This window comes from Clostridium sp. LIBA-8841 (genome assembly GCF_034439435.1).
In the GTDB taxonomy this organism is placed as follows: Bacteria; Bacillota; Clostridia; order Clostridiales; family Clostridiaceae; genus Sarcina.
Window position 1 is genome coordinate 34523 of the sequence record NZ_JAPCKJ010000002.1, and the last position, 13860, is coordinate 48382.

Genomic DNA, 13860 nt, shown 5'->3' on the forward strand with positions numbered 1-13860 from the left:
ATTTAATAAAACGAAAGAATGGTGAATAATATGGGCAAAAAGTCAACAGACTTAGGAAAAGATAGCATAGGAAAACTTCTTTTTAAATTAGCTATGCCAGCTATAATCGCTCAGCTTGTTAATGTTCTATACAATATAGTTGATAGAATGTTTATAGGAAGATTACCTGCAGGTGATATGGCAATGGCGGGTGTTGGAGTAGCTTTCCCAATTATAATGATAGTATCTGCATTTAGTGCACTAATTGGTATGGGGGGAGCTCCCTTAGCAGCTATAAAAATGGGAGAGAAAAAACAAGAAGATGCAGAAGAAATAATGACAAACAGTTTTTCTGCACTTGTAGGATTAGCAGTAATTTTAACTGTAATTTTCTTTATATTTAAGGAGCCTATTTTATGGGCTTTTGGAGCTAGTGAAGCAACTATAGGATATGCTATGGATTATTTAGGTATTTATTTGATAGGTACTATATTTGTTGAAATAGCTTTAGGTATGAATCCTTTTATTAATACACAGGGATTTGCTAAAACTGGTATGATAACAGTTATGGTTGGAGCGGTAATAAACATTGTCTTAGATCCTATATTAATTTTTGGTTTAGACATGGGAGTTAAAGGAGCAGCTTTAGCAACTATAATTGGACAAATGGCATCTGCTATATGGGTATTATATTTCTTATTTGGAAAGCAAAGTATTCTTAGAATAAGAAAGAAATTCTTAATGCCAAAGTTAAAAATACTATTTTCAATAATGGCTTTAGGTATATCACCTTTTATAATGCAGGCTACAGAAAGTTTAGTAATAATAACTATGAATAATAATCTTTTAAAATATGGTGGTGACTTAGCTGTAGGAGCTATGACTATTATGAGTAGTGTAATGCAAATTATATTACTTCCTTTAATGGGGCTTTCTCAAGGAGCTCAACCTATAATAAGTTATAATTATGGAGCAAAGCAGCTTGATAGAGTGAAAAAGACTTTTAAATTACTTCTAATTTCTTCTCTAGTATTTAGTATTACTATGTGGGGAGCGTTAATAACATTCCCAGAAACATTTGTAAAAATATTTAATAGTAATAATCCTCAATTAATGGAGATAACTTCATGGAGTATTAGAATATACTTCGCTGGTATTGGAATTTTCGGTGCGCAGGTTGCATGTCAACAGACTTTCTTAGCTTTAGGACAAGCAAAGATATCATTAATCTTAGCATTGCTTAGAAAGGTAGTACTTTTAATACCATTTATATATATACTTCCAATGATTTTTGAAAATAAACTAAAAGGTGTTCTTATGGCAGAACCATTTGCAGATATAATAGCAGCTTTAACTACTATAATATGCTTTGCTGTATTTTATAAGAAACATCTATCAAAAAGTTTAGAAGAGGAAGAGTTAAAAGTAAATTATTAATCAATAAAAGCTATTTTAAAATGCGAATCGCTAAGAATCGTTAATTTAAAAATAGCTTTTTAAATCCAAAAAATTAAGAAAGGAACTTAAGATGATTGTAAATAGAAGAGAATTAAAGTATGCAATAAGCGAATTTGATTATTATAAATTAGAAAATTTGCTTAAAAAGATTTTAACTCCTGATAAAAATAATGGTAATTATGGATATAGTATTAGAAGTTTATATTTTGATTCTATAGATAATTGCGATTACTATGCAAAGATTGGAGGTGAAGAAGTAAGGAAGAAAATTAGACTTAGAATATATAGGACAGATTGTCAGTGGGTTAAATTAGAAATCAAAAGAAAGATTAATGTTAATCAAAAGAAAGAAACTTTAAGTATAAGTAGAGAAGATGCAATAGCTCTAATAAATAAGGAGTATACGGTGCTATTAAAATACAATAGTCCTATTGCAGAGGCTGCTTATAACATAATGACAATAGGGCAATATCAGCCGGTTGTTTTAGTAGAGTATAATAGACGAGCATATATACATGAAGAAAATAGTATAAGAGTTACACTAGATAGTGATATAAGGGCTAGCGAAACTGATTTTGATTTGTTTTCTAAAGATGTTTTCTTAACGCCTGTATTTACTCATTATGATGGACTTTTAGAGGTAAAGTATGATGGAGACTTCTTTTGTTGGATATCTCAAATAGTTAATGGAAGAGATGCAGTAAATCAATCAATGAGTAAATATTGTGCTTCAAGAAGATTTTTTGAAAATTATTTAGCTTAAATTTAAGAAACGTGAGGGAAAATAGGATGAAAGAAAAATTATATGATTATTTAATAAGTAATAGTAGCGAAATAGGAGCATTTAAAGCTTTTGAAATTTTAGTGGTGGCTTTAATTATAAGTTTAATAATATTTATAACATATAAGGTAACATATAGTGGTGTTATGTATAATAAAAAGTTTAATGTATCATTAGTTATGTTAGTTTTAATTACAAGTATGGTTATGATTGTAATAGGTAGTAATATAGCTTTATCATTAGGGATGGTTGGAGCATTATCTATCGTACGTTTTCGTACTGCGGTTAAGGATCCGAGAGATACAATGTACATATTTTGGGCTATTTCAACAGGTATATGTGTAGGAACACAAAGTTATGTAATAGCCATAGTTGGAACTGTATTCTTAAGTGTTATAATATTTGCCTTAAGTGTAGGTGGATTAGGTAAGGAAGACAGATATATTTTAATAATAAGGGGAATAAGAGAAAAAGAAGAAGAAATGATGAGTTGTGTATTTAAAGCTTTTAAATCAGGACAATTGAGAGCTAAGAATTCAACAGGAAAAAATATAGAGTTAGTTTATCAAATAAAAATAAAAAGAGATGATGATAAAGGGATATTAAAAGAACTATATTCAATAGAGGGGGTTTCTGCAGTTAATATAGTTGCTCAAAATGGAGAGACTTTAGGTTAATATGAAATCAAAAAGAATATTTTGGATAATATTTACTCAGATATTATTAGCGGTATTTTTTATTGGCTGTACTAGTGAAACCTTTAAAGAAAAAGAATCGAATAATAAAGAATTTTCTAAAGAAGAAAATGAAAAAAAAGAAGGTTATAACCTCCCACTAGTAGTTATAGATACCAATGGAAAGAAGATAAATGGAAATGAGAGCATAAATGGAACAATAAAAATATATGATTCAGAAGATGGTATAAACAGTTTAAGTGATGAACCTATTTTAGAATCTAATATACAAATAAAAATAAGAGGAAATACAACTAGAAGAGTTCCTAAAAAACAATATAGTATAGATTTAATGGATGAAAATGAAAAGAAAAGAGAAGAGGAGATATTAGGTATGCCAAAGGAATCTGAATGGATATTAAATGCTCCCTTTGAGGATAAGTCTCTTCTAAGAAATTATCTGGCATACAACATATCAGGTGAAATTATGGAATATGCTCCAAGGGCTAAGTATTGTGAGGCTTTTATAGTTGATGATGGAGAACATATAAGTGAAAATCATTATAAGGGCGTATTTCTAATGATAGAACAAATAAAGAGAGATGAAAATAGAGTTAATATTTCTAAAAGTAATTCGTCAAGAGATGAAACAAGTTTTATAGTTGAAAAGAATAATCCTAAGGAAAAGGATATAGTGCTACATAATTATGGGAAAGAGACATATTTGTATGATTATCCTATTTTAGCTTCCTATCCTAAAAAGGATTTAACAGAAGGACAGATGGACTATATAAGTAAAACTATAAGTATTTTTGAGAGAAGTTTATACTCTAATGAATTTGAAAATAAAAATATAGGGTACGAGAAATATATAGATGTAGATACTTTTGTTGATTACTATATTATAAATGAGTTCTTTAATAATACAGATGCAGGAATATTAAGTACTTATCTTCATAAAGATTTTGGAGAAAAAATAAAAGCTGGACCTGTATGGGATTTTAATGCTTCAATGGGAAATAGTAATGTTTTAAGTCCTTATTATGACTATAAGGGTTTTTATATGAATAGAACTGCTTGGTTTGATAGGCTTATGGAAGATAAGAGTTTTGTAACAAAAGTAATAAATAGATATAAATTGCTTAGAAAAACTTATTTAAGTGATGAATATTTAATTGAATTTATCGATAATACTGTAAAGATGTTAGGAGATGCTCCTAATAGGAATTTTGAGGTTTGGCCTATATATATGTGTAATCAATTTGAGATGTTTAAAGATTATAGAAATGACTTTTCTCAATTTGAAGATGATCCTAAAAAGTTAGATGAATATTTAAAAGATAATACTGGTCTTTTTAAATCAACAGAGAATATGGCAACTTCCTATAATGAAGAAATCGAAATGCTTAAGGTATTTTTGGTTAATAGGGGAAGATGGATAGACGAAAATATAGATAAACTTTATAAATGGACAGAGTAAGGGAGAAAATATAAATGAAAAAATTTTTGATTTTTAGTATTTTTACATTTTTCTTTGTCTTATTTGGAATTAGCTTTGTAGAAAAAATAGAATATTTAAAAAAGGATATTAATGTTTTTTCAGAAGTAGATGGTAAGAAAATTTTTATAGGTGATGAAAAAATTGATATAAATGGAATAAATATCAGTTCAACTAAACCAGGAAGCTTTCCAGGAGATCTTAAAGCTAATAAAGAAGACTATAGAAGATGGTTTGAAAATATAAAAGAACTGAATTTAAATTGTTTAAGAGTTCAAGGGCTTATGAATCCAGAATTTTATAAAGCTTTATATGATTTTAACTTAAATAATGATAAGCCACTTTATTTGTTGCAAGGAATATCATTAAATGAAGTAGAAGTAGATAATGGAGAAGACATTCAAGGAGAAAAGGTTTCAGATGAGTTAAAGAAAAACATAGAAATAACTATTGATGCTATTCATGGAAATAAGGTGCCGGTATTAAGTAGTAATGCTAAGAAGGTTTATGAAACTGATATTTCAAATTACGTACTTGGTTATACAATTGGAAATGAATTATCTTATGATGATATTATTTATTCTGAAATAATGAATGATTTATCTAAGTTCAAAGGAAATTATGTACAAGTTAAGGATGGTGCTTCAGATACAGAGATTTATTTAAGTTATATAGCAGATTATTTAGTAGAATATGAAAGCGAAAATTATAAAGAACAAAGGGCTATAAGTTTTGTTTCAATGGAAAATGACATAATGAAATTTATAAGAGACGGGTACGTAAATAAGAAAAACAAAGAAAAAAGATTCATTGATATTGAAAATATCCAAAGAACAGATAATTTTAAGGCAGGAATATTTGTATCTTATAATGTTTCTATAGCAAAGGATGATTCTTTGCTTGAGAATGATACTTTATTAGAATATTTCACTAAATTAAATGAATACCATAGTATACCAGTTGTTATATCAGAATATTCAATACCTTCAGCTAGAATGGCTGGAGATTTCATGAAAAATGATGAAAAAGGATATATAACTGAAAAAGAGCAAGGAAATATGTTAATAGAGGCACATAATGCTATTAGAGAATCAGGCTGCGCTGGAGGAATCTTATTTGAATGGCAGGATAGTTGGTATAGATCAGCTTGGAATACAAAAGAGCTATTTAACTTAGATAAAAGTGCTTATTGGAGTAATACTCAAGTATTTAGTCAAAATTTTGGAATTTTAGCATTTGATCCAGGTGAAGAAAAAAGTGTTTCTTATCCAGATGAAAGTATAGGAGAATGGAAAGAAAAAGATTTAATAAGTAAAAATGAAGAATTAAGTCTTTCCATGAAAGAAGATGAAAAATACTTATATTTTCTAATAAAATCTACTAAGCCTATAAATGAAAAAGATAGGATATATATTGACTTAGATATTACACCTAATTCTGGCGTTGATAAGAATGAGGAGAGAAATTTAATCTTTGAAAATAATGTTGATTTCATAATAGATTTAGGTAAAAAAAATAGTAAGGTATTAGTTCATGAATATTATGATACATTTAGGTTTATAGAAAAGAGAAGTGAACTTAAAGTAAATCCTAATAAAATTGATGTCGATAAGAATGGAGAAAAGTTTTCAGTAGTAAAAATCCACTCTAAAGAAAAGAGTTATTCAGAAGTTACTAATACATTTAAGGAAGCTAAATCTTATGAAACAGGAAATTTAGTTTTAGGAAATGGAAATCCTAAAAGTGATGAGTTTAATTCAGTTGCTGACTATTATATTGGTGATAATTATATAGAACTTAGAATCCCATGGGGAATATTAAACTTTAAGGATCCATCAACTAAAAGTATAATAGATGATTTTTATGAAACATTTTCTTTCGGTTCTAAAAAAATAGATTATGTTAATGTTGGAGTTACAAGAAAAAATAAGAATGGAGAAAGTTTAAGATTAAATTCTCAATCATTTAATTTAGATTCTTGGACAAAACCTAAGTACCATGAAAGACTTAAAGAATCTTATTATATGCTCAAGGAAGAATTTAACAAGAAATAAGGAGGAAATATGCAGATAGTACCTTATATATTTTTATCTTTAATTCTTTTCATATATATAATATTTATGTCAATATTATATATAAAATTTGAAAAACTAGTTACTAGAAAAAGAGAAGAAAAAATAAGTAATATAGAGAATGAAATTATAGAAAATATAAAAACACAGGTTTTAAAAGTAACTAATAATAACAATCTTTCTAAAGATGAAATTTTATATGTAAAGAAAATTTTAAGAAAAAGTAAAAGTAGACAAGCTTTTAATAATATTATTTCAGAATTAAATGATGTTAAAAGTTCTAAATATGATATATCAAAATTTATGATAAATTATTTAGAAGTAATAGAATATGAAATTAAAAAATATAGAAAAAAAGACTCTATAAAGAAGTGTTACTTTATATTAAATTTAGGAGAATATAAGGTTAATACTTTAGAAATACAAAAGTTCTTAATAGAGTGTTTAGAAGATAACTCTCTTTATGTAAGATACAATGCTTTAAATTCAATAGCTAGAATTGGTAAGAAAGAGAATTTTATCGAGGCTTTAATATATATGTCTAAAAATAAAATATATTTAAATAATAAGGTTTTTATTGAAGTTCTTGATAAGTTTAAAAACAATTATGAGGTCAATAAAGAGCTGTTAAAAAATTTAGATAAATTAAGTGCCGAAATACAATGTCTTATAATAGATAGCTTTTCTAAAAATAAGTTTGATTTTTGTAAAGAAAGCATTTTAATGAAGTTAAAAGAGGAAAGTCATAGAGAGGTAAGAATAAGTATAATAAAATATTTTGGAAATAATTATTATGATGAGGCTCAGGATAGCTTAATTAAATTATTATCTTCTAAATGGTGGGAAGAAAGGGCAATGGCAGCAAAAAGTATTGGTAAGTATTATTCTTTTGAAGTTGAGAATAGTCTAAAAGAATCTATTAAAGATGAAAATTGGTATGTTAGATTAAATTCAGCATCAAGTATTTTAGAAAATAATTGTACTAAAGAGATAGTTAAAGAAGTTTTAAATAGTGAAGATAAATATGCTAAAGAGATTTTATTATATGTTTTACAGCAAAAGAATAAAACTTTATATGATAAGATTTTAGATTATAAGGATGGGAGAATGGCTTTAACATGTTAGAAAATATAGTTGACTTTATAAATTTGCTTTTTATGTACTATATATTTATTTATGCCATAATATTTTTCATATCTACTGTATATTCTATTATAGAATTATATGAATTTAACTTAAAGAAGAGATTTAAGAATACAATAAATATTTATGATAAGAAGAGTTATACCCCAGCTTCAATTTTAGTTCCTGCTTATAATGAAGAAAAAACTATTTTAAAATGTATTGATTCCTTATTATCATTAGATTATCCAGAATATGAAATAGTTGTAATTAACGACGGATCTAAAGATAAAACATTAGATGTATTAGTAAATAGATTTAACTTAAAAAAAGTTGAAAGACCTATTAGAAGGTTAATAAGATGTAAAGAAACAATAGATGTTTATGAAGGATTCGAGAAAGTAAATATAACTTTGATAAATAAAGAAAATGGTGGGAAAGCAGATGCTTTAAATATGGGAATTAATGCTTCAAAATATCCTTTGTTTTTAACATTAGATGCAGATTCTATATTACAGAAAGATTCTTTAAGTAATATAGTTATTCCATTTATGGAAAATGAAAATACTATAGCTGTTGGTGGAAATGTAAAAATATCTAATAAAGTGTTATTAGAAAGTGGTGTAGTTAAGAAAAATAGTCTTCCTAAGAAGTGGTTAGTTATTTTTCAAATAATAGAATATTATAGAGTGTTTTTAACAACTAGGGTTTGGTTTAACAAATTTAATGGAAATCTAATAATATCAGGTGCTTTTGGGTTGTTTAAAAAAAAGGCTGTAATAAATGTAGGAGGATATAACTCTAATAGTATTGGAGAAGATATGGAACTTGTTATGAAGCTACACTCTTTTAATAAGAAGAATGAAAATAAGTATAGTATACAATATACACCAAATGCTATTTGTTGGTCTCAGGCTCCAGAAAAGATTAGGGATTTAAAAAGTCAGAGAAAAAGATGGCATATGGGACTTATGCAAAGTTTATTCGAGCATAAATATATATTCTTAAATTTAAAATATGGTGTGGTAGGTGTATTTTCTTTTTTATACTATTTAGTGTATGAGATGTTATCATGTTTAATTGAAATTTGTGGAGCTATATTTGTAACAATATCATATTTTACTGGGTTTATAAATTTAAAGTTTTTTATTACTTTTATGTGTATCTACATGTTATACAGCACATTAATATCCATATCATCCATTTTCTTAGAGGAGTATTTCTTTGATACAAATCTAAGAGTAAAAGATAAGCTTAAACTTATGTTATTTAGTTTTCTTGAGGCTTTTGGATATAGACAAATATGTTCTTTATTTAGAATAGTTGCTATATTTACTTATAGAAAGAAAAAGAATCAATGGGGAGAAATTGAAAGGGTAAGTTATTTAGAAAGTGCATAAAAATTAGAAGGGAGAAAGAATTAAATTCTTTCTCCCTTTTTATTTTTATTAATTATATGATAAAGTTTATATATAGACAATGAAAATAGGTGATTTAAGTGAAAAATGAATTGATAAAGATTTCTATAAGAAACCTAGTAGAATTCGTTCTTAGAAAAGGAAGTATTGATAGTAGAGTAAAGGCATCAGTAAGAGCTTTAGAAGGAATAAAAGGACATAAGAAAATACAAAGTACCTATTCAGAAAAAGATAAAGCAGAGGTGTCTTTAAAGGAAGATATTGAATTTGAAGGATTTACGCTAAGAGTAGAAGGTAGAGCTGATGGAATATTAGAAGAAAATGACAAGGTAATTATTGATGAAATAAAAACTACAACAAGAAATGTTATGGATATAGATTATGACTTTAATGAATTACATTGGGCTCAAGCAAAGATATATGCCTATATATATAGTAAGGAAAAGAATTTAGAATCTATAATAGTTCAATTAACATATTACAATATTGAGGATTTTGGAACAAAGTTTTTAAGACGTGAATATAACTTTAATGAACTAGAAGGATTTTTTTATGAATTAATAGAAAAATATAAAGAATGGATATTATTAGAAAAAGAGTGGATAGATATTAGAAATGATTCTATAGAAGTATTACAGTTTCCTTTTGAAAGATATAGAAAAGGGCAAAGAGAATTGGCAGTTAGGGTATATAAAGCAGTTGAAGAAGGGAAAAAATGCTTTGCAGAAGCACCAACAGGAACTGGGAAAACAATGTCTACATTATTTCCTACTATAAAGGCTTTAGGAAAAGGAGAAACTTCTAAAATATTTTATATAACAGCAAAAACAACAACAAGAGAGATTGCTAATAACAGCCTTCGTATAATGAGAGAAAAGGGATTAAATATAAGAAGTGTAAATATAACTGCAAAAGATAAATGTTGTAAGATGGATGAAAAAAAGTGTATTCCAGAGTATTGTCCTTATGCAAATGGATACTTTGATAGAGTTAATCTTGCTTTAAAAGAGGCTTTAAAGAATAAAGGAGAATATAATTTAGAGTATATAAATAAATTATCTGATGAGTATAAAATTTGTCCCTTTGAATTTTCACTTGAATTAACTAATTTTTGTGATGTAGTAATCTGTGACTATAATTATATATTTGACCCTCAGGCTTCTTTAAAAGGAATAATGGAGGGCAAGGCTAAGGAATATACTGTATTAATTGACGAAGCTCATAATTTACTTGATAGAGGAAGGGATATGTATTCCTCTAGAATACATAAAGAAGACTTCTTAAACCTTAAGAGAGAATTTAAAAATAAGGATAATGGGATTTTTAATTCTTTAGATAGGGCCAATAAATATTTAATAGAAAAAAGAAAATTACTAGAAAACTTAGAAACTAAGAGTCTTATAGAAAAAGAAGAACCTAAAGAATTATATGGTATTTTAAGAGGGTTTTTAGAGAAAACAGATATTTATCAAAGCAAAGCTAATGAGGAAAATTCTAATCTTTTAGAGTTATATTTTAATATTTATGAGTTTTTAAACATAAGTGGTTATTACGGAGAAGAGTTTATAAGCCTATACAAATCAAATGGAAGTGATTTAGAATTAGGTATTAATTGCTTAGATCCATCTAGAATACTTAAAAGCATAATGAATAGATTTAAATCGGTTATAATATTTTCGGCAACATTACTTCCAATGGAGTATTTTAAGGAGCTTTATGGGGCACAGGAGGGTGATTATTCTGTTAATTTAAGTTCTCCTTTTGATCACAAAAATAAGTTAACCATAGTAGGAAGGGATATATCTACTACTTATTCTAATAGAAAGAGGACTCTTCCTAAAATAGTTAATTATATCTTAGAATGTGCAAAAAGTAAGGTGGGAAATTATCTTGTATTTTTTCCATCCTATGAATATATGCTAATGGTTTATGAGGAAATAAAGAGACAGGATATTGATTTTAGCATAAGAGCTCAAAGTAATGATATGAATGAAGAGGAAAAAGAAGAGTTTTTAGCTTTGTTTGAGGAAGGTAGAAAAGAAAGTCATATTGGTTTAGCTGTATTAGGAGGTCATTTTTCAGAAGGAATAGATTTAACATTAGATAGGCTTATTGGAGTAATAATTGTAGGAGTTGGAATGCCAAAAATTTGTTTGGAGAGAGAGGCAATAAAAGAATACTACAATTCCATAGGGCAAAATGGGTTTGATTATGCATATGTATATCCAGGAATAATTAAGGTGCTTCAGGCTGCAGGAAGATGTATTAGAACAGAAGAGGATAAAGGAATAGTACTTCTTTTAGATGATAGATACTTTACCAATAAATATAAAAGTCTTCTTCCAAAAGAATGGTTTTTTAATATTTTAGCGGAAAATGAATTAGGTGTAAAAAATATTTGTGAAAAGTTTTGGAATGAAGTTTAATTTAAAGTTTTAAAAGTACTCATTTAGTGTGTAATACTAAATGAGTGCTTTATTTATTGAAAATGAAAAGAATTAATTTACTCTGATTCAATAAATGTCGCCACAGTAATAACAACTAAAATAAATTTGTTGTTTAAAAATTGGGTAATTTAATTGGAAGGAACTTTATGAAGTAAAGAAATAACACTAAAAATAGTATAAAATAAAACTTGGTTTTATACTATTTTTAATGTTATAATCATATGAAGATTTATTTTAGCTATTTTGCATAAATAATCTTAAGAAGAGACAAGTAGGTGAAGAAATGAGTGAAAATAAGTTTTTGCCAATTTGCAAAGATGATATGATAGAAAGAGGTTGGGAACAGTGTGACTTCGTCCTAGTAACAGGAGATGCATACATAGACCACCATAGTTTTGGTACAGCCATTATATCTAGAGTTTTAGAAAACGCAGGATATAAGGTGGGAATAATAGCTCAACCAGATTGGAAGTCTGTAGATGATTTTAAAAAGTTAGGTAGACCTAGACTAGGATTTCTAGTTAATGGGGGAAATATGGACCCTATGGTTAATCACTACACAGTAAGTAAGAAATTAAGAAAAAAAGACCTATATACTCCTAAGGGGGAAATGGGGAAGAGACCTGATAGAGCTACAATAGTTTATTGTAATAAAATAAGAGAAGCTTATAAGGATGTTAATATTGTAATTGGAGGAATTGAAGCTAGTTTAAGAAGATTTGCTCATTATGATTACTGGGAAAATAAAGTAAGAAAATCAATATTAGTTGATAGTGGAGCGGATCTTTTAATCTATGGAATGAGTGAAAAACAAATTGTTGAAGTAGCTGATTTCTTAAATCAAGGATTCGATGGAAAGTACATAAGACATATACCAGGAACATGTTACATAGCTGATAGCTTAGATGAAATCTATGAAGAGCATATAGTATTACCATCATTTAAGGATGTTTCAACAGATAAGAGAACTTATGCTAAATGCTTTAAAACATTATATGAAGAGCAAGACCCTGTAAGAGGAAGAACTTTAGTTCAAGAGCATAATGGAAAATATGTTGTTATAAATAAACCTGAAATGCCTCTTACAAGAGAAGAGCTAGATAGAGTTTACGCTCTTCCATATCAAAAGACATATCATCCTATTTATGAAAAAGATGGTGGTATAGCAGCTATAGAAGAGGTTAAGTTCAGCGTAGTAAGTTCAAGAGGATGTTCAGGTAACTGTTCATTTTGTGCAATAACATTCCATCAAGGAAGAATTGTATCAAGTAGAAGTGAGGATTCTATAGTAGAGGAAGCTAAAGAAATAACTAAGTATGAGGACTTTAAAGGGTATATCCATGATATAGGAGGTCCTACAGCTAACTTTAGAAAATCGGCTTGTAAAAAGCAATTAACTTTAGGGGCTTGCAAAAATAAACAATGTATGTCACCGGGGATATGCAAAAATATGGACGTAGACCATAAAGAATATCTGCATTTATTAAGAAGAGTTAGAAAATTGCCAGGAATTAAAAAAGTATTTATACGTTCAGGTTTAAGATATGACTACATAATGGCTGATAAGGATGATACTTTCTTTAAAGAGCTAGTTGAACACCATGTAAGTGGACAATTAAAAGTTGCTCCTGAGCATGTATCTCCAAATGTTTTAAAATACATGGGTAAACCAGCTGGAAAGACTTATGATAAATTTAGAGAGAAGTTCTTTAGAATTACAGAGAAATTAGGAAAGAAACAGTTCATAATTCCTTATTTAATGTCAAGTCATCCAGGATGCAAATTGGAAGATGCTGTTATGCTTGCTGAGTATTTAAGAGATATTAAATATCAACCAGAGCAAGTACAAGATTTTTATCCAACACCAGGAACATTATCTACTACAATGTTCTATACTGGACTAGACCCATTAACAATGGAAGAAGTATATATTCCTAGAAGTAAAGAAGAAAAAGCCATGCAAAGAGCTTTATTACAATTTAAAAATCCTAAGAATTATAATATAGTTTATGATGCTTTAGTTAAGGCTGGAAGAGAAGATTTAATTGGTAATGGACCAAAGTGCTTAATTAAGGATAAAAACAGTGTAGGAAATAGAAGTCATCATGGGCATAAAAATGGTGGAAGAAAGAACTCCAAGGATAACAATGGAAGACTAGGAGTATCAGAAGATAAAAAGAGAAGTTCACATAGCAAAAAGCAAAGAGGTTCTAATTCAAAAAGTTCTGAACAAAGAAGTTTTAAAGGTTCAAAGGGAAAGAAAAGAAGGTAATTAAATATATAAATGGTGGTTATTGGGTTAAGTACTTAATAATCACCATTTGTGCATATATTAAAGTTAATAAGGAATCTTTATTTTAATGAGATAATAAGTAAATTTATGAATTAAACTTATATTTTGCTTATTATTA

The 13860-nt window shown here is 27.6% G+C and carries 9 protein-coding genes; all 9 read left to right on the forward strand.

Annotated elements, in window-relative coordinates; genetic code table 11:
- Positions 1 to 18 precede the first annotated feature (18 nt).
- The 9 genes from OIF33_RS05855 to OIF33_RS05895 all read left to right on the forward strand — a co-directional run bounded on the left by OIF33_RS05855 (position 19) and on the right by OIF33_RS05895 (position 13721).
- Positions 19 to 1416: an MATE family efflux transporter gene (locus OIF33_RS05855; protein ID WP_322503288.1), complete on the forward strand. Its 1398-nt coding sequence runs from the start codon at positions 19 to 21 to the stop codon at positions 1414 to 1416.
- 91 nt (positions 1417 to 1507) lie between these two features.
- Positions 1508 to 2200: a polyphosphate polymerase domain-containing protein gene (locus OIF33_RS05860; RefSeq protein ID WP_322503289.1), complete on the forward strand. Its 693-nt coding sequence runs from the start codon at positions 1508 to 1510 to the stop codon at positions 2198 to 2200.
- Between the two features lie 26 nt (positions 2201 to 2226).
- On the forward strand, positions 2227 to 2895 hold the full coding sequence (locus tag OIF33_RS05865) for a DUF4956 domain-containing protein (protein WP_322503290.1): 669 nt from the start codon (positions 2227 to 2229) through the stop codon (positions 2893 to 2895).
- Position 2896: 1 nt separating this feature from the next.
- Positions 2897 to 4372, forward strand: a complete 1476-nt coding sequence (locus OIF33_RS05870) for a CotH kinase family protein (RefSeq protein WP_322503291.1) — start codon at positions 2897 to 2899, stop codon at positions 4370 to 4372.
- A 14-nt stretch (positions 4373 to 4386) separates the two neighbouring features.
- Positions 4387 to 6444, forward strand: a complete 2058-nt coding sequence (locus tag OIF33_RS05875; RefSeq protein WP_322503292.1) for a hypothetical protein — start codon at positions 4387 to 4389, stop codon at positions 6442 to 6444.
- A gap of 9 nt (positions 6445 to 6453) precedes the next feature.
- Positions 6454 to 7587, forward strand: a complete 1134-nt coding sequence (locus OIF33_RS05880; RefSeq protein WP_322503293.1) for a HEAT repeat domain-containing protein — start codon at positions 6454 to 6456, stop codon at positions 7585 to 7587.
- Positions 7581 to 8984, forward strand: a complete 1404-nt coding sequence (locus OIF33_RS05885; protein ID WP_322503294.1) for a glycosyltransferase family 2 protein — start codon at positions 7581 to 7583, stop codon at positions 8982 to 8984. Before OIF33_RS05880 ends, OIF33_RS05885 begins: the two co-directional genes overlap by 7 nt.
- A 98-nt stretch (positions 8985 to 9082) precedes the next feature.
- Positions 9083 to 11428: an ATP-dependent DNA helicase gene (locus OIF33_RS05890; protein WP_322503295.1), complete on the forward strand. Its 2346-nt coding sequence runs from the start codon at positions 9083 to 9085 to the stop codon at positions 11426 to 11428.
- 304 nt (positions 11429 to 11732) lie between these two features.
- Complete coding sequence (locus OIF33_RS05895; protein WP_322503296.1) at positions 11733 to 13721, forward strand: YgiQ family radical SAM protein; 1989 nt, start codon at positions 11733 to 11735, stop codon at positions 13719 to 13721.
- The last annotated feature ends 139 nt before the right edge of the window (positions 13722 to 13860 follow it).

Bases quoted from the DNA above. Each gene is read 5' to 3' on its own strand.
- OIF33_RS05860 (WP_322503289.1), top strand. From the start codon at position 1,508: ATGATTGTAAATAGAAGAGAATTAAAGTATGCAATAAGCGAATTTGAT.
- OIF33_RS05865 (WP_322503290.1), top strand. From the start codon at position 2,227: ATGAAAGAAAAATTATATGATTATTTAATAAGTAATAGTAGCGAAATA.
- OIF33_RS05875 (WP_322503292.1), top strand. From the start codon at position 4,387: ATGAAAAAATTTTTGATTTTTAGTATTTTTACATTTTTCTTTGTCTTA.
- OIF33_RS05880 (WP_322503293.1), top strand. From the start codon at position 6,454: ATGCAGATAGTACCTTATATATTTTTATCTTTAATTCTTTTCATATAT.
- OIF33_RS05895 (WP_322503296.1), top strand. From the start codon at position 11,733: ATGAGTGAAAATAAGTTTTTGCCAATTTGCAAAGATGATATGATAGAA.
- OIF33_RS05870 (WP_322503291.1), top strand. From the start codon at position 2,897: ATGAAATCAAAAAGAATATTTTGGATAATATTTACTCAGATATTATTA.
- OIF33_RS05855 (WP_322503288.1), top strand. From the start codon at position 19: ATGGTGAATAATATGGGCAAAAAGTCAACAGACTTAGGAAAAGATAGC.
- OIF33_RS05885 (WP_322503294.1), top strand. From the start codon at position 7,581: ATGTTAGAAAATATAGTTGACTTTATAAATTTGCTTTTTATGTACTAT.